The organism is Neobacillus sp. BP17, assembly GCF_059579525.1.
Genome location: NZ_CM184198.1, coordinates 758279 through 776890 on the forward strand (window position 1 = coordinate 758279; position 18612 = coordinate 776890).

At 35.6% G+C, this 18612-nt stretch carries 16 protein-coding genes; 6 read left to right on the top strand and 10 right to left on the bottom strand.

The window, feature by feature from the left end; translation table 11 throughout:
• Window positions 1-20: 20 nt before the first annotated feature.
• Window positions 21-959: a dihydrodipicolinate synthase family protein gene (locus tag AC4QJR_RS03615; protein ID WP_496525317.1), complete on the top strand. Its 939-nt coding sequence runs from the start codon at window positions 21-23 to the stop codon at window positions 957-959.
• A 323-nt stretch (window positions 960-1282) separates the two neighbouring features.
• Here AC4QJR_RS03615 and AC4QJR_RS03620 read toward each other — a convergent pair whose 3' ends face one another.
• The gene (locus AC4QJR_RS03620; RefSeq protein ID WP_496525318.1) at window positions 1283-1540 is read right to left on the bottom strand and encodes a hypothetical protein; all 258 of its coding nucleotides are present in this window, start codon (window positions 1538-1540) and stop codon (window positions 1283-1285) included.
• 128 nt (window positions 1541-1668) lie between these two features.
• Window positions 1669-3039, bottom strand: coding sequence for a M28 family peptidase (locus AC4QJR_RS03625; RefSeq protein WP_496525319.1), 1371 nt, complete (start codon window positions 3037-3039; stop codon window positions 1669-1671).
• Between the two features lie 1372 nt (window positions 3040-4411).
• On the opposite strand from AC4QJR_RS03625, the gene AC4QJR_RS03630 reads away from it, so the two are divergent.
• Together AC4QJR_RS03630 and AC4QJR_RS03635 are read left to right on the top strand one after the other, a co-directional pair.
• On the top strand, window positions 4412-5209 hold the full coding sequence (locus AC4QJR_RS03630; protein WP_496525320.1) for a PDDEXK family nuclease: 798 nt from the start codon (window positions 4412-4414) through the stop codon (window positions 5207-5209).
• A gap of 577 nt (window positions 5210-5786) precedes the next feature.
• The gene (locus AC4QJR_RS03635) at window positions 5787-6752 is read left to right on the top strand and encodes a hypothetical protein (protein WP_496525321.1); all 966 of its coding nucleotides are present in this window, start codon (window positions 5787-5789) and stop codon (window positions 6750-6752) included.
• Between the two features lie 270 nt (window positions 6753-7022).
• Here the strand turns inward: AC4QJR_RS03635 and AC4QJR_RS03640 are convergent, their stop codons facing one another.
• Window positions 7023-7187 carry a hypothetical protein gene (locus AC4QJR_RS03640; protein ID WP_496525322.1) on the bottom strand — a complete coding sequence of 55 codons (165 nt, stop codon included), beginning with the start codon at window positions 7185-7187 and terminating at the stop codon, window positions 7023-7025.
• A gap of 407 nt (window positions 7188-7594) precedes the next feature.
• On the opposite strand from AC4QJR_RS03640, the gene AC4QJR_RS03645 reads away from it, so the two are divergent.
• Both AC4QJR_RS03645 and AC4QJR_RS03650 read left to right on the top strand, forming a co-directional pair.
• Entirely contained in the window at window positions 7595-8908 is a 1314-nt protein-coding gene (locus tag AC4QJR_RS03645) for a DNA cytosine methyltransferase (RefSeq protein WP_496525323.1), read from the top strand.
• A gap of 145 nt (window positions 8909-9053) precedes the next feature.
• Complete coding sequence (locus AC4QJR_RS03650; protein WP_496525324.1) at window positions 9054-10352, top strand: DNA cytosine methyltransferase; 1299 nt, start codon at window positions 9054-9056, stop codon at window positions 10350-10352.
• Between the two features lie 205 nt (window positions 10353-10557).
• Here AC4QJR_RS03650 and ytfJ read toward each other — a convergent pair whose 3' ends face one another.
• The 3 genes from ytfJ to lspA form a co-directional block, all read right to left on the bottom strand.
• Complete coding sequence (gene ytfJ / locus AC4QJR_RS03655; RefSeq protein WP_496525325.1) at window positions 10558-11034, bottom strand: GerW family sporulation protein; 477 nt, start codon at window positions 11032-11034, stop codon at window positions 10558-10560.
• 471 nt (window positions 11035-11505) lie between these two features.
• Complete coding sequence (locus AC4QJR_RS03660) at window positions 11506-11823, bottom strand: hypothetical protein (RefSeq protein ID WP_496526612.1); 318 nt, start codon at window positions 11821-11823, stop codon at window positions 11506-11508.
• 842 nt (window positions 11824-12665) lie between these two features.
• Window positions 12666-13103 carry a signal peptidase II gene (gene lspA, locus AC4QJR_RS03665; protein WP_496525326.1) on the bottom strand — a complete coding sequence of 146 codons (438 nt, stop codon included), beginning with the start codon at window positions 13101-13103 and terminating at the stop codon, window positions 12666-12668.
• 282 nt (window positions 13104-13385) lie between these two features.
• Here lspA and AC4QJR_RS03670 point away from each other — a divergent pair, with 282 nt between their 5' ends.
• On the top strand, window positions 13386-13832 hold the full coding sequence (locus tag AC4QJR_RS03670) for a carboxymuconolactone decarboxylase family protein (RefSeq protein ID WP_496525327.1): 447 nt from the start codon (window positions 13386-13388) through the stop codon (window positions 13830-13832).
• A gap of 216 nt (window positions 13833-14048) precedes the next feature.
• Here AC4QJR_RS03670 and AC4QJR_RS03675 read toward each other — a convergent pair whose 3' ends face one another.
• The 4 genes from AC4QJR_RS03675 to AC4QJR_RS03690 form a co-directional block, all read right to left on the bottom strand.
• Window positions 14049-14552, bottom strand: coding sequence for an RrF2 family transcriptional regulator (locus AC4QJR_RS03675; RefSeq protein ID WP_098575979.1), 504 nt, complete (start codon window positions 14550-14552; stop codon window positions 14049-14051).
• Window positions 14553-14725: 173 nt separating this feature from the next.
• Window positions 14726-16087 carry an MFS transporter gene (locus tag AC4QJR_RS03680; protein WP_496525328.1) on the bottom strand — a complete coding sequence of 454 codons (1362 nt, stop codon included), beginning with the start codon at window positions 16085-16087 and terminating at the stop codon, window positions 14726-14728.
• Window positions 16088-16123: 36 nt separating this feature from the next.
• Window positions 16124-17653, bottom strand: coding sequence for an FGGY-family carbohydrate kinase (locus AC4QJR_RS03685; RefSeq protein ID WP_496525329.1), 1530 nt, complete (start codon window positions 17651-17653; stop codon window positions 16124-16126).
• A gap of 30 nt (window positions 17654-17683) precedes the next feature.
• Window positions 17684-18460 carry an SDR family oxidoreductase gene (locus AC4QJR_RS03690; RefSeq protein ID WP_496525330.1) on the bottom strand — a complete coding sequence of 259 codons (777 nt, stop codon included), beginning with the start codon at window positions 18458-18460 and terminating at the stop codon, window positions 17684-17686.
• Window positions 18461-18612 lie beyond the last annotated feature (152 nt).

Here is an 18612-nt window from a genome sequence, read left to right on the forward strand (position 1 = left end):
AATTTTGAGGAGAGAGTTTGATGAAAAAGGCACAATTTTTAACACCTGTTGTCACAGCTTTCGACGCTGAGGGCAATGTGGATCAACAAGCTAACAAAAATATTTATGATTTTTTAATTAATGGTGGAGTAGACGGTTTAGTCATTATGGGCAGTACCGGAGAATTCTTTGCTATGCAGGTTGCCCAAAAGAAAGAATTAATCGACCTTGTCGTCAAGCATGTGAATCATAGAACGAAAGTGTATATTGGAACTGCGTGTATGACAGTCGAAGATACCATTGAACTTTCCAACTATGCCGTTCATGCTGGTGCGGATGGTGTAATGATTATTAGTCCTTATTATTTTGCGCTATCGGATGAAAGCATTGAATTCTACTATGATAGAGTAGCAGAATCGGTGAAAGGCAATATTTACTTATATAATTTCCCTGCCCGTACCGGTCACGACTTGTCTCCAGAAGTAACCCTTAACCTTTTAAGAAGGCATAAAAATATTAAAGGATATAAAGACACGGTCACGGAAATGGCTCATACTAGAAAATTACTTAAAACGGTACAGAATGAATTTCCAGACTTTATTGTCTACTCCGGATTTGATGAAAATTTTGCCCATAATGTACTTAGCGGGGGAAATGGCTGTATCGGAGGACTTTCCAACTTGTATCCTGAAGTGTTTTCGGAGTGGGTGAAGGCGATCAACGCTAATGAACTTGAAAAAGTTTCTGATATCCAGAGGGTTGTTGATAAAATGATGGAGCTATATGATATTGGCACTCCATTTATTCCAATTACGAAAAAGGCCATGGTCCTCAGAGGTATTCAATTACAGGGATTCTGCCAAAAACCTTTTGTCCAGCCTAACCCTGAACAAATTGAAGCTATACAAGCTCTTTTGGAAGAAATAGAGGGATTGATCGCTAATGCTCTGCCTGCTGCTAAACTTTCAACCGTATTTTAGAGTTCCTGGTAATAGGGACATATTATTTACATGTGTACAATCTTCGGGTTCAATCGGTGATTTATTGAGTTCTATTTTTATCGTTGATTGAGTACGGATGAGGGATTTGCATAATAAAAGAGGCTGGGACATAACTAGCTTCAAATAGTGAGAAAGGTGAAATTGAGCGTACTCAATTTCACCTTTCTCTGTTTTTACGTATAATTGTAGGTTATTCTTAGCTGTTAGCCGTGGATTTTCGTAAATTCACGGCCATTAACACTAGTCCCATTTCGTTATCAACTTTCGATTTCCCACGTACAGAAAACCGAGTGAAACGCAAATTAGCCTTCAAGAACATCATTTGCTGCTGCAACAATGGAATTAGTAATCCATGAATGTTGTGCACCGCCAGTTGGATCCAAAGTAACTTTCCCTCCATTAGGAGTTCCAGGTGTAAAATTAAGCTTGTCATCTGGATCAGTTTCTAGGTATGCCTGAAGTTCCCTTCCAGCTGATTGAATATTTGTATCTTGTTTTACATTTGTAAGAAAAGTTGGATTTGAGAATGCAACCTCTATAATACCGATTTCCGGTATCACTCTTTCAACAGCTCATCCAGCCTTTGTTACTAGAATACTTTCACGAAAATTAGAAGCTCTTTAATAATAGTGTCTATAGAAAAAATGCTTGAATCCTTTTTGATTCAAGCATTTTTTCTATTTTTTTATTAATCTACTGGTCGGTTTTCGAAATCATAGTCTACTGTTGCAGGAGCCACATGCGCTCGATCGAGGGCTGGTGTATCCGGGCGAACAATTTGATAGGCTGATGCACCAACGATTGATGCAGCTTGTTGCAGCTTTTCCTTGCTGATATGCTCAATCGTATCTGTTGGCTTGTGATACTGAGGTTCAACAGGTGAATGAATAAATAAAGCAGAAGGAATGCCAACGTCATGGAATGGCTGATGGTCACTTCTTCCTAACTGTCCATACGGTATTGCAACATCATACAATCTCGATGTGGATGACGCTCCTAAGTCGGTAACAAGATTCTTCTTACCATCAATGGTATACATGATCAGCCCGCCTAATGGATGATCTTCACCTGCTTCCGCCCCGCCAATCATATCCATTTGGAAGTGGGCAACCATGCGGTCTATATCACTTTGTTGTAGCTGCGAAACGTAGAATGACGAGCCCACCATCCCTCTTTCTTCAGAACCGAATGTAAGGAAGCGGACTTCTGTATCAATCGGAGTATTCACAAAAATTCTTGCCAGCTCGAGTACGGCGGATACCCCGGAAGCATCGTCATTTGCACCAGGTCCATTAGGGACGGAGTCATGGTGTGAACCTATTGTGACAATTTGACCGGTATCTTTGTTCTTTTTAGGCTTTAATTTAGCCTCTACCACATAGGAGGTTTTCTCGATTTTTTCGATATCAACATCTAGAGTGACCGTTACAGGACCGTTCTTTAATTTTTCTACCAATTCAAGACCTTGTGTACGTGTAATGGCTACAGCAGGAACTTGTCCCTCTGCTTGGCCGAAGTTATTTCCGGAACCAGTGTTGTACATAAGTACCCCAACCGCGCCTTTAGCTACCACATTTTGTACCTTTTCAACAAATGTAATATCGCCCCGTTCCACCAAGGCTATTTTACCAGTCAAATCAACTTGTACATCCTTTGCTAAACCTACATTGACAAGGTCTGCTGTCACCTTCCCGCTTCCACTTCCGCTAAATGCCCGCCCATTTAAATCGACTCCATTTGTAATAGCCTGTTGTTTGTGTGTCTTATAATCATAAATTGGGAAAGGTATTCTTCTAGTTTCGAGTCCTAAGCTCTTAAACTGGCTTTCTATGTACTCAACCCCGCGAACCTCTCCCTCGGTGCCCGCTTCCCTAGGCACTGCCGATAGATACTTTATCGTATTGTACATATTCTCTGAACTGATTTTTTTGATAACCTTGTTGTCAAAAGCTGTGTCTGATTGTCCATTTTGGGCACTATTTGCCTGGGCATACACCACCCCTGATGATAGAAGCATGCTTGCTGCGAGAACTGAGATAATCGATTTACGACGAAACATGAAACTCCCCCTTTGAAAAAGTGATACTCTACTATTATTCCAATTTTGGTAATTATAGTAAATAAAAATCATTCTACAAAATCTTAGAAATTCCAGTAAAATTCGCTAAATACTATCGAACCTATTTATTATTATGAAATTGCTGCCATATTTAACTTAATAAGTAGGATAATCTATAGTATCTCAAAAATTAACAATAACAAATAATTTCCTATCAAAAAGTTAGATTCTAGGATTAATTCTATCTTCTATTATCACATTCGAGTAAAAAGGACATTCCTTGCGAAATCACTATAATATTTCATTTTTCTTTAAAAAAAGATAAAAAATTACAATTAATTTCGGAGATTTTAGAGGCTTTTTAAGCACATAAAGTAATTTCACCTTCACATAACCTTCAAAAATATTTTTGGAAGCGTTTTTTGATGTTTTGTTCTAAAAATGCCCTCAAAATTGAAAAAAGGAAGTTCGCTTTAAGCCGGCAAACCCGGATATCGTAGAAGTGCTGAAGGTGGGGGAATTCATAAAGTCCTGGTAAAATTATCTAATAAGTTGAACGAGTCAATTTTTGATCATTCTGTAGATAATGGAAATAATTCTATGCTTAAATTATTATGGGCTTTATGGAATAAACAATATTAATAGATTTTTACAAAGTAGCAATAAAAATAAGGTTGTTCAATGGGAAATCCAGACTTATTAGGTCGCTGATACTTTATTGTTTAATGAATCAGAAAAGTTCACTCCCTTAATTTATAAAAATATAAAAGGAAAAATAGTTGGAATAGAAACGTTTAAAGATAAAATACAATTCGATATTGAACTTGAAATGGTGATAAAATCAGTTGGATTCTGAGGAATATGATTTTCAATTGCGGGGTAATTCTGATAATGGAAATTTAATAATTTGCTTTTTTGTCAACAAGTATAATAGCACTGATGAAGATGAAGACTTATCCTCTAATGCTGTGCTACCATTCCAGGTTGCTTATGCTTAAAGCACAGGGGCTGGAATATAATTCGGTTAAATCGTTATTACAGATGAAATTGAAGGAATGATTACACACAATATATTTTCCACTGCTATATCTAGGGCGAAGGAAAAATTAAAAATATACTGGACTCCGGAAACGGAGAATAAAGTTTTAATCAACCTAGACAAATAACAGAAGGGATGTTTCTCTTTTATCATCAAAGTTTAGTCAGCCAGTCATAAATGCTTGTAGGGTATACTTTGTATTATGTTTAAAACGGGCAGTAATTACCAGTATCTCAACCAACTCTTTAACGATAATATTGATGACGAAATATGTATACAATTAAAGAAATTTCTTTAAGAAAAAATAGACCACTTTAACAACTGGAGGTATTTATGAACTTAGCGGATATTGAAAGAGTAGAATTGAAGTACCTAGAAAAATATTATTATTTCTTAAAGTTTGCAGAAGACGAGATATTAGAAGGGTTTAAGACAAAAGAAATTATAAAAGATGACTGGCTTGATAAATATAAATCTGGAATTTCAGATTTTGCTGTTGGAGCTGAAAGAATTGTATATTCAATGCTTAATGGGAAAGGAATTGGTCAACCTAATTCAAGCCCAGTTGGATCAGATTTATTTTTTGAAGTAGGTGATGCTTTTATTAATATTGATTTAAAAACAGTCGGTGCTACTTTGAACCCAAGAAGTAAAAATCACCCACAAGGAGCTTGGGCAAATAATATTGGTGACTATAAATCAACAATTTTCGTTGGGAGAAATCAAAATAGTTATACCGGTAAAATGTTGGTGAATGTAGGAAGAAGAAACGAAACAAGTAGAGACTATTTCGCCTCATTGCCAACTTTTTATAACAAAGGAAAAGAAAATCAGAAGATTTGCTTAACATACTTTATTACAATACTTTATGACAAGGATACGCTAGATACTCTTGTAATGTGTATTGTATGTATGCCGAATGGGGAGCTAGAAAGTCATTATAAAGAAAAAGTACTTTCTGCAGGGAAAAATATCGATAAAACAAGATTTCGATTTTCAAATGTTACCAATTTTGAACTATTGGACCCTCAACAAAGAAGGGTTAAAGTAATTTACTTTAAGAATGATATGGATATTAGATATAGAAGGAAATTAGATTATTTCAAAAATATTTTTGACAATCAAAATTAATAATAAATTCTTTAGAAGTATGAATATTAACTATTCCTATCCTCTATGGATGAAATCAAGGTAATTATCAAAAATACATAGGGCCAGTGATGAAAATCGCTGGGCTTAGTTTTTGTAGGAATCATTTTATGTAAGAAAAGAATTTCAAATCGGAAGAGGTTTTGCATGCTACATTTACCAAAACGTTACAAAGAAGTTGAAAACAAGTGTATCTCTTTTTTAGAGTTTAGAAGAAAAGCGCAATCTTATCAGGTTAAAATGAAGTTTAAATGATGTTTATTGAAGATTATTATCAATTATTGTTGGTTAATAACTTGAAAATACATACCATATCAATTTTTGGTTAAAATAAATTATGTACTTTATAGCTTCGAATATAATATTAATGTTAATAATTATAATTACGTATGTAATTTCAAAGATAATCCATCCTGAAAATATCTATATACATCATCCCATAAGTATTAAAGTCAAATCAATAAGAATATGTTGTTTAACTTGCATTAATTATTGTAGGAAATTAAAAACATTTAAAGTTTTTCTTTTCTATTGAACGGTCAGAAAGGAGAAAATTGTAATGGGACATCAAAATAATAGTGTCACAAGGAATACTTTTGAAAATAAAATTTTAGACATGGAAAAGAAATATTTTGAAAAACTTAATAAAGTTATTCATTCAGAGGGATTTACTAATGATTTGCTGCTAATAGAAAAAGAAATTAAGGACAATTATCCTGTATTTAGGGATATTTGGGACTTAAAGAATAAAATTAAAGTGCCGGCTGAAAGAATTGTTCGACATCATATATACACTCAGTGGCATGATGATATCAAGGGAATATATCCATCGCCTGTTAGTTCTGATGTAGGAATACGAATGGAAGATGCTGTAATATGTGTTGACGTAAAAACATTAGACACTGTTGGAAATAGTGGGGATATCAGGTCCACCAGTGTTGAAAAGAATCAAACTTCATTTTCAAACAAAAATTATCCATATATCCCAACAGTATCTAATTTAAATTCAATAGATCATTATTCTCGATTGCCGGTGTTAACGTTTGCAGTAAAAATAATATACACTGACGATAATTATAGTTTTAAATTATCTAGAGATAAGTATCCGTCTATAGTACTTGTCTGTATTCCGAACGGTGAGATATCCAAGTTATTTGATTATAATATTATTGATAATTTTAAAACCTATGATTATTATTCAAAAAAAGATGGGACTAAATTTGAATCAATGCCTATCCCAACATCACTGAAAACCAGTACAGATATTGAACAATTTATGGATAGAGTCTGTATTACGGAAAGAAACTTTCACAAAACAAGGGTTGCTGGGTTAAAAACAGCGTATTATGATCCGGAGACCCGTACAATTTGGTGGAAAACATCTCAAAATAATAAGCCGGTAATCAGGGCTGTTAAATCAGGTTCGAGTGTTCGATTTAGTAATGCTATTTTGAAAGATAGATATGATTCAAAAGGAACTTCTTGGAATGGGTATGCTGAAATACAATTGCCGAAACCTCTATAAAAAATAACCTGGATTATACCAGGTTATTTTTCACTTATGTGTTTACAATTATGGTAAATTGATTGGTATCACCTTAGACTGTTTTCAGGCAACGTATACTTAATCGGTAACTATTTACGTGGATCAAATATATTATTACATACAAATTCAACGATCTTTTCTATTGCTTCATCCAAGCTATTTTTGAATTCATGTTCCCAAACTCTTAGAATATTCCAATCATTTGCTTCATAATATTTGTTTGCTTCTAGTCTCTGCTAATGTTTCTTTTCAGTTTCTTTTGCCAATATTCAATGTTGGATTGGGGGACATTTCCGTGAATTGGGCAAAAGTGCAAAAAAAAGAGTCAATGAAAATGGCAATTTTATATTTCTTGAAAGCAATATCTGGCTTTCCGAGAACATTTTTTCTGAAACGGAAACCTTCTTTCCACAATACTTTGATACTTGATTTTCAAGTGAGGATTGTGAATTTAAAGCTTTCATAATCTTGCTTCTCTGATCTTTTGAAAATTTATCAGTCATTTTTTACTTCGCCCTCTAATGATTTGCTAATTATTAATATAATTACCCATTAATTAGTTAAATTAAACAGTGATAAAAACTGGTTTATTATCAAATATATAAAATAATCTTAAACTCTAATAGATATTCCTAAAACCAACTTGAAGAATCTAAAGCATTTCACAATAATCCTTTATATCGATATCTTTATCCTATTTTTTAACAGTCTTTAATCCATTTACTATAATGGCAGAAATAAAGTATAATAATTAAATCTACTAATTCTTTCAGGAAATATTTTTTTTTAGATAAAACTTGCAACGATGAAGGTGATGTAAATTGACAAAACCTCTGCGTGTAGTTTCGCTTTTTGGTGGAGCTGGCGGAATGGACTTAGGTTTTAGAAAAGCTGGCTTTGATATTGTATGGGCAAATGACTTTAATAAATACGCTTTTGAAACATATAAATATAATCTTGGTGATCACATCATACTAGGTGACATAACAAAAATACCTAGTTCAGAGATTCCTGACGATATAGATGTGGTAATAGGTGGATTCCCATGTCAGGGATTTTCTGTAGCTAACACCAAAAGAAATATGGAAGATAAAAGAAATTTTCTTTACCTTGAGTTATTACGAGTTGTTAGGGATAAAGAGCCAAAATTCTTTATAGCTGAAAATGTAAAAGGATTACTTTCGATGAGTAGGGGAAAAGTCATCGAGATGATTAAAAATGATTTTGAAAAAATCGGGTACAAAGTAGATTATAAAGTATTAAATGCAGCAGATTATGGAGTTCCACAAGCTAGAGAAAGAGTCATAATTATAGGTAATCGCTTAGGCTTAGAAAATAAATACCCAGAAAGAACACATGGTCCTAAAGTTAATGAAGAAATAGATGATCAATTGGATATATTTGAATTATCTGAAGATCAAAAAGAAAAATTAGATAAAATTCCATATGTAACTGCTGAAGAAGCAATTGGGTATTTAAGTGAAGTTAGAACAAGAAATGAGCCATTTGTTTTTGAGAATAAAACTATTTATAATCATGTCGCGTCAGAAAATGTCAGTGATAAATTTTGGGGAAGAAAACATGATGTAAATCAAGAAGATATCTGTGATTATTTAAGGGAATGGAGAAAAAAAGCAGGTATATCAGTTCCAAGTATTGATAAGCATTTTGGATATCGTCACACCGCTGGGCACTGGTTTAGGAAAGATAATAATTCTGGAAGTATTCCAAAGCCTGAAGATTGGTGGGAGTTAAAAAAACTATTAGGTTTTGATGATAAATATGATAAACAAGTAACAGAATTCGTTGAAAAAGAAATAAAATTTGAGCAATCTCTAAGAATTACAAATTGGGATAGACCAAGTGACACTATTACAGCATCTCAACCAGAAATTCATGTAAATAGAAAAAGAAGACTTTCTGTCAGAGAATGTGCAATTCTACAAACATTTCCAGATGATTTTGTATTTATGGGTAGCCTGAATGCTATGTATACCCAAGTGGGTAATGCAGTTCCAGTAATGCTCGCAGAGAAAATCGCACACTGTATAAAAACTTCTATTAATCATGCAGCATCCGTTCAAAAAGAGGGAAAAGAGAATAAAGAAAATAAAGAACTTATTGGAAGTAAATAAAAAAGAGTCTTAAGGCCTATCCTTAAGACTCTTTTTGTTATTTATACTATTTATATGAGAAATAATAAATTTAAAATTCTTGCAACAAGAGCTTATGTTCGTATATAATGTAACTAAAGAAATTATGTGAATGAGGTGGCTAATTATGTCTAGCAAATTCCGAGTTATTTCTCTATTTTCTGGCGCTGGTGGAATGGATCTAGGGTTTAAGAATGAGAATTTTGAAATCGTTTGGGCAAATGATTTTAATAAGGATGCAGTGGAGACTTATAGACATAATATTGGAAATCATATAATTTTAGGGGATATTACTCAGATACCCAGTCAAAACATGCCAGATAATATTGATGTAGTAATTGGGGGTTTTCCATGCCAGGGATTTTCGGTAGCAAATACAAAAAGAAATATGGAAGATGAAAGGAACTTTCTTTATTTGGAGTTGCTTCGAGTAGTACAGGATAAAAAACCAAAATTTTTCATAGCTGAGAACGTAAAAGGTTTATTATCTATGAATAAAGGTAAAGTAATCGAAATGATAAAATCTGATTTTGAAAAAATAGGTTATAAAGTAGACTATAAGGTCTTAAACGCAGCTGATTATGGTGTTCCTCAATCCAGAGAGAGGATAATAATAATTGGAAATCGATTAGGAATAGAAAATATTTTTCCTAAAGTCACTCATGGTCCAATAAATAATGATATAGAGAAACAAATGGAAATATTTGAATTTACTGATGAGGTAAATGGCAAAGAAATTGGTTTGCATCCATATATTACAGTTGAGGAATCAATCGGATATCTTTGTGATGTGAGAACACGTGATGAATCATTTAAAATAAATGATAAGAATATTTACAATCATGTTGCAGCTGAAAATGTCAGTGACAAATTTTGGGGTAGGAAACATGATGTAAACCAAGCAGATATTTGTGACTATTTAAAAGAGTGGAGGAAAAAAGCTGGGATCTCTGTTAAAAATATTGATAAACATTTTGGATATCGCCATACAGCTGGTCATTGGTTTAGGAAGGATAATAATTCTGGTAGTATTCCAAAACCTGAAGATTGGTGGGAACTTAAGAAGCTATTAAATTTTGATAGTAAGTATGATAAACACGTGACGGAGTTTGTCGAGAAAGAGATAAAGTTTGAACAGTCCTTAAGGATTACAAACTGGGATAGGCCAAGTGACACAATTACTGCTTCGCAGCCGGAGATTCATGTAAATAAAAAAAGAAGACTTTCAGTTAGGGAATGTGCAATACTTCAAACTTTTCCTGATGATTTTGTCTTTAAAGGCAGCTTAAATGCTATGTATACACAAGTTGGAAATGCAGTTCCAGTATTATTGGCAACTAAGGTAGCTGAGTGCATAAGAAAATCATTACAGCAGAGTATAAAAGTTACAGATTATGACTCTCATCAAGTAAAAGCCTTAGCTTAGAACTAATGCTTTTTTTTATATGACACTGTTTATTTAGTATAATTTAATGGGAGATAATCTTAAAAGAGAATTGAAGTTTTATTGGGGTGAATTTGGAAAATAATATTTCTTTTGGCAGAAAAATTTATTAGCAACAAACAGTAAAAGAAGGAGTCTTAAAATTAACGGTTTAAAAGAGTATGACCATGAAGTCATACTCTTTTTATTAAGGTAAAATGTCAGATGCCTCACCTTGACTATCGCTTCTTTCCTTTGGTTTATAATGCGGCTGAATATTTGGGCTCTCTGAATTTTGTTGTTTGTTATTGCTTTTTTGGTTGAACATTGATTGGATTTTATCAATTCCTTGTGGAGCAAATTCTATTAGTCGTTCTATAAGAGATGTCTTTTCATCGAGATGTACCAACTTTACACCTGAAGAATTTACAATTAAGAAAGCTATTGGTGTAATGGAAACACCTCCGCCACTACCTCCTCCAAAGGGGAGTCCTTGATCTTTAGGTGCTGAGTCCGTATTAAATTCACTGCCTCCAGCAGCAAATCCGAATCCTAATCGGGAGACCGTCATAATAACACTTCCATCGGGAGTCTCTATAGGATCACCAACTATTGTATTGACGTCAATCATGGATGTTAAATTTTCCATTGCTGTTTGCATTAGACCTTGTATTGGATGTTCCATATTATGTACCACCTTTTTATATTTTATTTATATGGTTTCCATATATATGAAATTAATCCAAATATAAGACAATAATTAATTTTTTGTATAAAAAAAGCATTGTATTTTCAACAATGCTTTTTAAATGACTAGCCCACCCAAACTAAACATAACTGATGTGTATTAAATCTACATTAAAATATTCATGATGCAAATACAGTGTTCCACTTATTGTTATAATTGCTAAAAATGAATTGTTATTACTTTTTGCTTGGAAAAAACTTACTTTTAATTACATTAATGTCTAATAAAACTGATTTTTTCTCGCCAATCATGGTCTGGAACATTTGTAATTCTATCTATAAGAAATCTAATATTCTTTCTTGCTCCGGCAGATATACCTCTTCAAGCACCTAATATGGTATTTGGGTCATTAGGTGAAGGAAAATTAGGACGTAACTGTTCATGTGGTAAACATATAAAAGCAAGTCTTTAAATATCAAAGTTTATATTGTAATCCATTACAAAAAAATACGTTAAATTAGGAATCTTTCCGCAGATATTATGCCTAACATAATGTTCTAAGTTGGCATTCCATGTGGCCCCATCGTAAGTTAAAGTAGTATCAGAGTCATATGTTGTTTCATTTTTTTCCACAGTAATTTTGTTTTGAATTGCGTCACCATTTGAACGAGGTGCGGTTGTCCTAGTTTTTGCGTCAATATGAATAATAGCATCTCCACATTCATAACAGCTATCTGAAGACATTGTTGTAGAGGAAACATACCAGCCTAGTTGACGACTTATTATTGATTCTAAGACATTTTCTACTTTTTTTCAAATACATTTGTCCTGCTTAAAGGTGCAGCAGTTCTTACTAAATTTTTATGACTATTTATTTGGGCTAAAATTTCTCCAAGATGTGCTTCAATCATTTCATGAATTATTTTAAAATATTTAACTATTGTCGTGGAATTAAAATTACGGAAAAATTAATTCAGGCTATGATAGAAAGCTTAAACGAAGCACCTCTCAAAACGTTGCCTCAAAATAGTTGGAATGCTATGAGAAGCAATACCCCTGAAGGGTTGGATTTAAGTATTATTGAGAACGGCTAATATACTTTCAGATGTGTTGGCAAATGCTTGTATCGTACAAATAACTAATATTGTTAATCTGAAATCAAGACGGATAGTAAAAACCACAGAATTAAAAGCAGATTGGACCGGGTAAAAGGTCGGAGGAAATTTTACAAAGGAAAGGAAGTAAAATAAATGAATCATTACGAAGCGATCATTTTAGCATTGGATGAATTAGGAGGGGAAGGGACAATCAAGGAAGTGGATGATTGGATCAAGGTCAAGTATCCTAATACTTGAAAAAGTGTGTGCACGGCACTTGCTGATATGGCCCCGAAGTCGTTAGGAGGGAATAATTCCTCTAATGTGAGTGATGAATATCGTGTTTTGGAAAGGGTTTCGCCAGGGACCTATCGGTTATTTTCCAGATGATTTTGGAATCTGATTAGTAATATTACCCAAGTACTGATTACTCGGAGAAAACTCCGGGTTATTTTTATTAGGATTGAATAGGGAACGCTAATTATATGCCTTTTATAGATTGTATCATCGCCAAAGTATTTAAAGGAGAATCTAGTGCTTATTTTTCAACCATCTAACAACGCCAAAAATAATAAGCAATAACCCGCCAATCTCGATAGCATGGTCGGCTAGGTTAAGAATTCCGCCAGAGCGAATGATAAAATCTGTCACCTGTCCAAACAAGAGTCGATCGATACCATTTCCAATGGCTCCTCCGACTAGGAATCCAAAACTACAATCGATGAGAGCCCCCTTCATTTCTCCAGTCCTGCGAAAATATAAAACACATATTACGAAAACCACAGCCAAAACGCCGAAGAGCCATGCATAGCCTTGAAATAAACCTCCTGCCATCCCGCTATTCTCGATATGTGTGAGTGGTATTCCCCACAATGTAAATGTTTCATTGATATGAATGTTGGCCCGAATGAGATATTTAGAAAGCTGGTCCATCACAATAACGAGGATAGCGATTACATAAAATAACATATAATAAGCCTACTCTCTTTCAGAATATTTTGTAGCCTAATCATCATTATAATTGATGCTTTTTTTCTATTCTATTATGAAGCTCGCCATTTTTTAAACGTAGAAGCTTCCGATTTTCACTTTAAGGAATCGTCCCTGTGGACCATTTATCTAGGCTTAGTTTTTAAAGTCCTATTTTAAGTAGAACCATAATCTTGGTTTGACAAAAGCTAATTAAAGGTGTAAATTATAGATACAGTTAATCGTCGATTAACTGTATCTATAATTGTGGGGGGAATAAAAATGGAACTACGTATTAATTACTATGATATAGCACCTGAAGCACTTAAAATAATGATGGAAATGGAGAAGTATACGAAAACTACTGGAATTGACCGTAAGCTCCGTGAACTAATTAAAATCCGTGCTTCTCAAATTAATGGCTGTGCTTATTGTATTAATATGCATACCGCTGATGCTCGAAAAATGGGTGAAACGGAACAGCGTTTATACTGCGTTAGCGCATGGGAAGATTGTGACTTCTACACGGATGCTGAAAAAGCAGCATTAGAATTAACTGAACATGTGACATTAATACCAACTAAGCGAGTGCCCGATGAGCTTTATGATCGAGTCCGTGCTCATTTTAGTGAAAAGGATTATGTAGATCTTGTTATTTTGATCAATCAAATTAATAGTTGGAATCGAATCTCGATTTCAATGGGAAATTTCGCCACTGCGGCAAAATAGAATTTTTATCTCTATACATTAATCGAGCGCTAACCTCAAAAGGGATTAGCGCTTGATTTGTAATATAGGGATTATCAAAAGATAAGAGAATTTGGTTTTGTAGGGGAAATGAATCGGGATAGAATGTTTGTTTTTGGAGCCGTTTTTCTGAAATCTATGGGTGAACGGGTAAAGACCCCCTTAACTTGCGGGATAGAGGGGAAAGGGGTGTCTTGATTAACTGTTGCTCTTCTCAAAATATTCACGTGTATCTTGACGTGTTTGTTTCGATAAAACATGATCCAGCTCTTCATTCAGCCATGATAGGGTCTTTTTACGTAAAAAATTTCGCATATTTTCTTCTGCCTCAAGCATAACTAGGTTAATGGTGCAAGCGGAAGTTTCGGAGCAGCAGCTGGAGTTTTGATTATCTCGAACCAGAAGGCCATTATCTTTTATGTTTTTGCATTGAAAAATGGGCTTTTTCCCTTCAATTGCTTCGATTACATCCCAAAAAGAAATTTCTTCTGGGGACCTCGCTAATCTATAGCCGCCCTTAACCCCAGGTACTGAATTTACGATACCTGCCTTGGCTAATTTGGCAAAAATTTTTGAGAGATATGTCTCTGAAATGCCTTGAAAGGCAGAAAGATCCTTTATTCCTATGCTTGAATCTGGAGGAATATCAATTAAATAAACAAGGCAATGCAGGCCATATTCAACACCAATACTATACTGCATGCAAACACCTGCTTCCTATTTGAATTAAGAGATTAATAATTATATTAGGTATATTTAATTTTTTTGTCAAACTTGTTCATCTGCCTCCTGTGGTGTTCAGGCATATAGAGGAAGAATAAAACATAGATGGAACAGAAGAAAAGAGCCTCTCTATTCAGAAAGGCTCCAATTTATTAGAGGTTTACAATATTTTGGCTTTCAACCTTTTGGTTTACCAATGCACGTCGGCGGTCGAGTTCTACATCCATTTCGGCCCGTTTATCGTCAAGTTTATAGAACCATATCGTAATTCCAATCAGTAAACAAATGGCGAGTGGCACCCAGATAAAACTGATTTCAATATAGGATAAAGCTTTGGCAGTTTGTGTGCTATTCGGAACATAGCCGCCCATTTTCAAAATAACACCAACGAGTGCACTCCCAAGCCCCAAGCTTACTTTAACAGAAAAACCTTGAAAGGCTGCAATCATTCCTGCAATACTTCTGTTGTTTTTGTACTCTGAATAATCAATAACATCTGGCTGAATCGCAAAGGTAGTTCCGAAGATTCCATAAATCCCCAGGCCGGTAATCGTCAAACCGGCAATCAGTAAGACAGGTGATGACTTTCCGAAATAAATCACTAAATCTCCGACAATATAAATGACCGTACTTAAAAGCAATACATTTTTCTTCGGCATTTTCTTTTGAAGCCAAGGCAAGAGCAGCAGCATTGGCAGCCCAGAAAGAATGCCGAATAGTCCGACAAACGTCAGCCAATCCGTACGTCCTAGATTATAGGTGAAATAGTAGATCACGGTTGTATTTCGTATGACAAAAAGACCAAAATAAAGAAAGTTCAAGATAAAGAAAATAACAGCCGGGCCTGTTAATCCCTTAAAATCGTCTTTAAAAGAGGACTTCCCAGGTTGAACAGTAGGCGGAACCACCTCTTTTGTGTTCATAAAGGTAAACACAAACACGAACACGGCGGCGATGCCATAAATGGTCATTGTAATCAAATAGCCTTTTTGGGTATCACCTTGACCAAAGAAAGTGACAAGCGGCGATGTAATCGTCATAACTAAAGCGGTTCCAATTAATGCACAAATCATCCTTGTCGATACTAACCAGTTCCGCTCATGGTTATCAGACGTTAACCTTGGTACAATCGTATTTAATGGGATATTGACCACTGTATAAGCAATGTTTAACAAGCAATAAGTGATATAAGCCCAGAGAATCTTTCCAGACATACTGAAATCCGGAACAATAAAGGTCATGATGGTAAAAACAGCAAACGGAATCGCCCCGATTATGAAGTAAGGTCTTCCTTGTCCCCATCTTGTACGAGTCCGATCGACCAATAATCCCATCCCCGTATCGGCAAAAGCATCGATGATTTTGGTTACTAACATTAAAGTACCGGCAACGGTTGCGGTGATTCCAAAGACATCGGTATAAAAAAACAACAAATAAGACGCCATCGTACTAAATACGAGGTTGCAGGCGAAGTCGCCAGCCCCGTATCCAATTCTTTTCTTCCATCTATTCATCTGCATCAACCATCCTTTATTTTGCTTATGCTCAAATTATCTTGCAGAAAGCCTTGTCAACGTTTTCATATCAGCTTTTAAATTTTGATAGATAGATTTATAAACTTGGTAATACTCAGTATATTTCTGATGATTCCCTTTATTAGGCATGATCTTCTGGTCTAGAACCTGCCATTTCTTCACATCTTCATAAGAGAGAAGACCTGTGCCAATTCCAGCCAGCATGACATCACCCATATTCGCTTCTACATCATGAATAGGACAGACCACTGGATAACCCGTGACATCAGCAAAGATTTGTCTCCATAATTTTGATTTGGTGACTCCGCCGGCAAGCAGGATATATTCTCCAAGGTTTTCTCCTGTCGCTTCCATTGCATCCCGTAAAGAGAACGCAACCGCTTCCAGAAAGGCACGATAAATATGCGCTTTGGTATGCGCCAATGAGAGTCCCACGATTGTCCCTTTTGCATCGGAATCCCAAATTGGACTTCTTTCTCCCATAAAGTATGGAAGGACAATCAACCCATCGCTTCCAACTGGAATTCCTGCAGCTTGTTCGTTCAATAGATCATAGGCATTTTTCCCGCCTGCTTTCTCTGCTTCCAATTCATATTGGCACATCGTTTGACGGAACCATTTCACGATCGCTCCAGCTGTCGCTCCACCAGCAAAATTATAGGAAAGCCTTTTGGCATCAAATAAGTACGGCCAGACAATCAAATCTTTTCCTTTCACTGGTTTATCGGAAATGAAGGCCGCGCACATAGAAGTTCCAATGGCTGCAGCATAAATCCCAGATTCAAATACACCGAGACCGATATTGGCAGCGCCACAGTCAATGCCACTGGCGATCACTGGCATTCCTTCAGAAAGTCCCAACTCGGCTGCGGCTTCTTTTGTCAATCCACCTACAATATCAGTTGATTCCACGATCTTTTCTGGCATCATCGACAGCGGAATTCCCATCGTATTCATCAACTCTTTGGACCAGGTCCTGTTATTCATATCAAAAATCCCTCCGATATTTCCTGCAGAAGAATAATCAATAGCAATTTCTCCAGTCAGCTTATAAATGACATAATCATTTGGCGGGAGAAAAAGCTTGGTTTTATTCCAATTTTCCGGTTCATGATTTTTCATCCATAACATTTTGGTAAAGCCATAATAAGGGTCGGCCCCATTATGGGTAATGTCGAGTAGTTTTTCTTCTCCGATCGTATCGATTACCCATTTTGTTTCGGCTTCTGCTCTTCGATCCATCCAAATCATGCATGGCCTAACCGGTTCCATGTTTTCGTCCAAGGGAATTCCTGAACCCCCGTATAGACCGCTAATAGCGATACCCTTTATGTTCTCCGCTGGAATTCCTGACTTATGTACCGTGTTTCTAATGGATGTTCTTGCTGCATCAAGCCATACATCTGGCCACTGCTCTGCCCATAAAGGCTTTGGGGTCAAAACATCGTATTCTTGTAAATCTTGAGCAATTAAATTGCCTTCTGTGTCCATTAGGATGGTTTTGGTGCCGGATGTTCCGATATCTGTACCAAGTAAGTACTTCATAGTTACTCCTCCTAAGAATCTTTTAGTCTATTAAATACAAGTAAAGGCACCATCGATGACAAAGTCAGATCCCGTAGTGAAGCTGCTGGTATCTCCTGCAAGATAGACACAGATGGACTGAAGTTCTTCTGGTCTTCCCATTCTGTGAAGCGGTGCCATTTCATTCCACTGTTGAATCAATGGCTGTAAGCTTGGAGAATTTAATGTCAGTTCGGTTCCAATATATCCAGGACTAATAGAATTGACGCGGACATTTCTTGTCGCCCATTCCACCGCGAGGGATTTAGTCAATTGGATGACCCCGGCTTTTGAGGCATTGTAGGAGCTTTGCGGTTGTGGCACATTCACAATATGCCCTGACATCGATGCCGTATTTATAATAGAACCGCCGCCTTGTTTTAACATGACTTTACCAGCTGCCTGCGCTGTTAGAAATACGCCGGAGAGATTAATATCAATTACTTTCTTCCACTGTTCATACGTCATTTCCTCTGCGGGAACATTCATACAGATTCCGGCATTACAGAAGGCAACATCTAAACGGCCGAAAGCATCCAGTACTTCTTCAATCATGGCATTTACATCTTCTGGGTTTGTAACATCTGCCTTGATGGCAATGGATTGAATCCCATTATTTTCTGCTAGTTCTTTTGCTGTCTTGCTTGCTTCCTCGATATCCAGGTCAACGATGGCTATATCTGCTCCTGCTTCAGCAAAAGCGGTCGCAACACTTTTCCCAATTCCCCTTGCACCACCAGTGACAAAAATTTTCTTTCCGTCTAGTCTCATTTTTTCAATAATACCCATGTTTTTTCCCCCATTCACTTTTTATGAAATTAATTTTGTAAAATCATTTTATAAAATGTATTTACATAATAAAACGTTTTCTTAACGAAGTCAATAAGGACAAAATATTAAAATGGCAGACACTTCATGACAAAGTTGTGATTGTATGAATT

Bases quoted from the DNA above. Each gene is read 5' to 3' on its own strand.
- AC4QJR_RS03615 (WP_496525317.1), top strand. From the start codon at position 21: ATGAAAAAGGCACAATTTTTAACACCTGTTGTCACAGCTTTCGACGCT.
- AC4QJR_RS03625 (WP_496525319.1), bottom strand. From the start codon at position 3,039: ATGTTTCGTCGTAAATCGATTATCTCAGTTCTCGCAGCAAGCATGCTT.
- AC4QJR_RS03630 (WP_496525320.1), top strand. From the start codon at position 4,412: ATGAACTTAGCGGATATTGAAAGAGTAGAATTGAAGTACCTAGAAAAA.
- AC4QJR_RS03635 (WP_496525321.1), top strand. From the start codon at position 5,787: ATGGGACATCAAAATAATAGTGTCACAAGGAATACTTTTGAAAATAAA.
- AC4QJR_RS03650 (WP_496525324.1), top strand. From the start codon at position 9,054: ATGTCTAGCAAATTCCGAGTTATTTCTCTATTTTCTGGCGCTGGTGGA.
- ytfJ (WP_496525325.1), bottom strand. From the start codon at position 11,034: ATGGAACATCCAATACAAGGTCTAATGCAAACAGCAATGGAAAATTTA.
- lspA (WP_496525326.1), bottom strand. From the start codon at position 13,103: ATGTTATTTTATGTAATCGCTATCCTCGTTATTGTGATGGACCAGCTT.
- AC4QJR_RS03670 (WP_496525327.1), top strand. From the start codon at position 13,386: ATGGAACTACGTATTAATTACTATGATATAGCACCTGAAGCACTTAAA.
- AC4QJR_RS03675 (WP_098575979.1), bottom strand. From the start codon at position 14,552: ATGCAGTATAGTATTGGTGTTGAATATGGCCTGCATTGCCTTGTTTAT.
- AC4QJR_RS03680 (WP_496525328.1), bottom strand. From the start codon at position 16,087: ATGAATAGATGGAAGAAAAGAATTGGATACGGGGCTGGCGACTTCGCC.
- AC4QJR_RS03685 (WP_496525329.1), bottom strand. From the start codon at position 17,653: ATGAAGTACTTACTTGGTACAGATATCGGAACATCCGGCACCAAAACC.
- AC4QJR_RS03690 (WP_496525330.1), bottom strand. From the start codon at position 18,460: ATGGGTATTATTGAAAAAATGAGACTAGACGGAAAGAAAATTTTTGTC.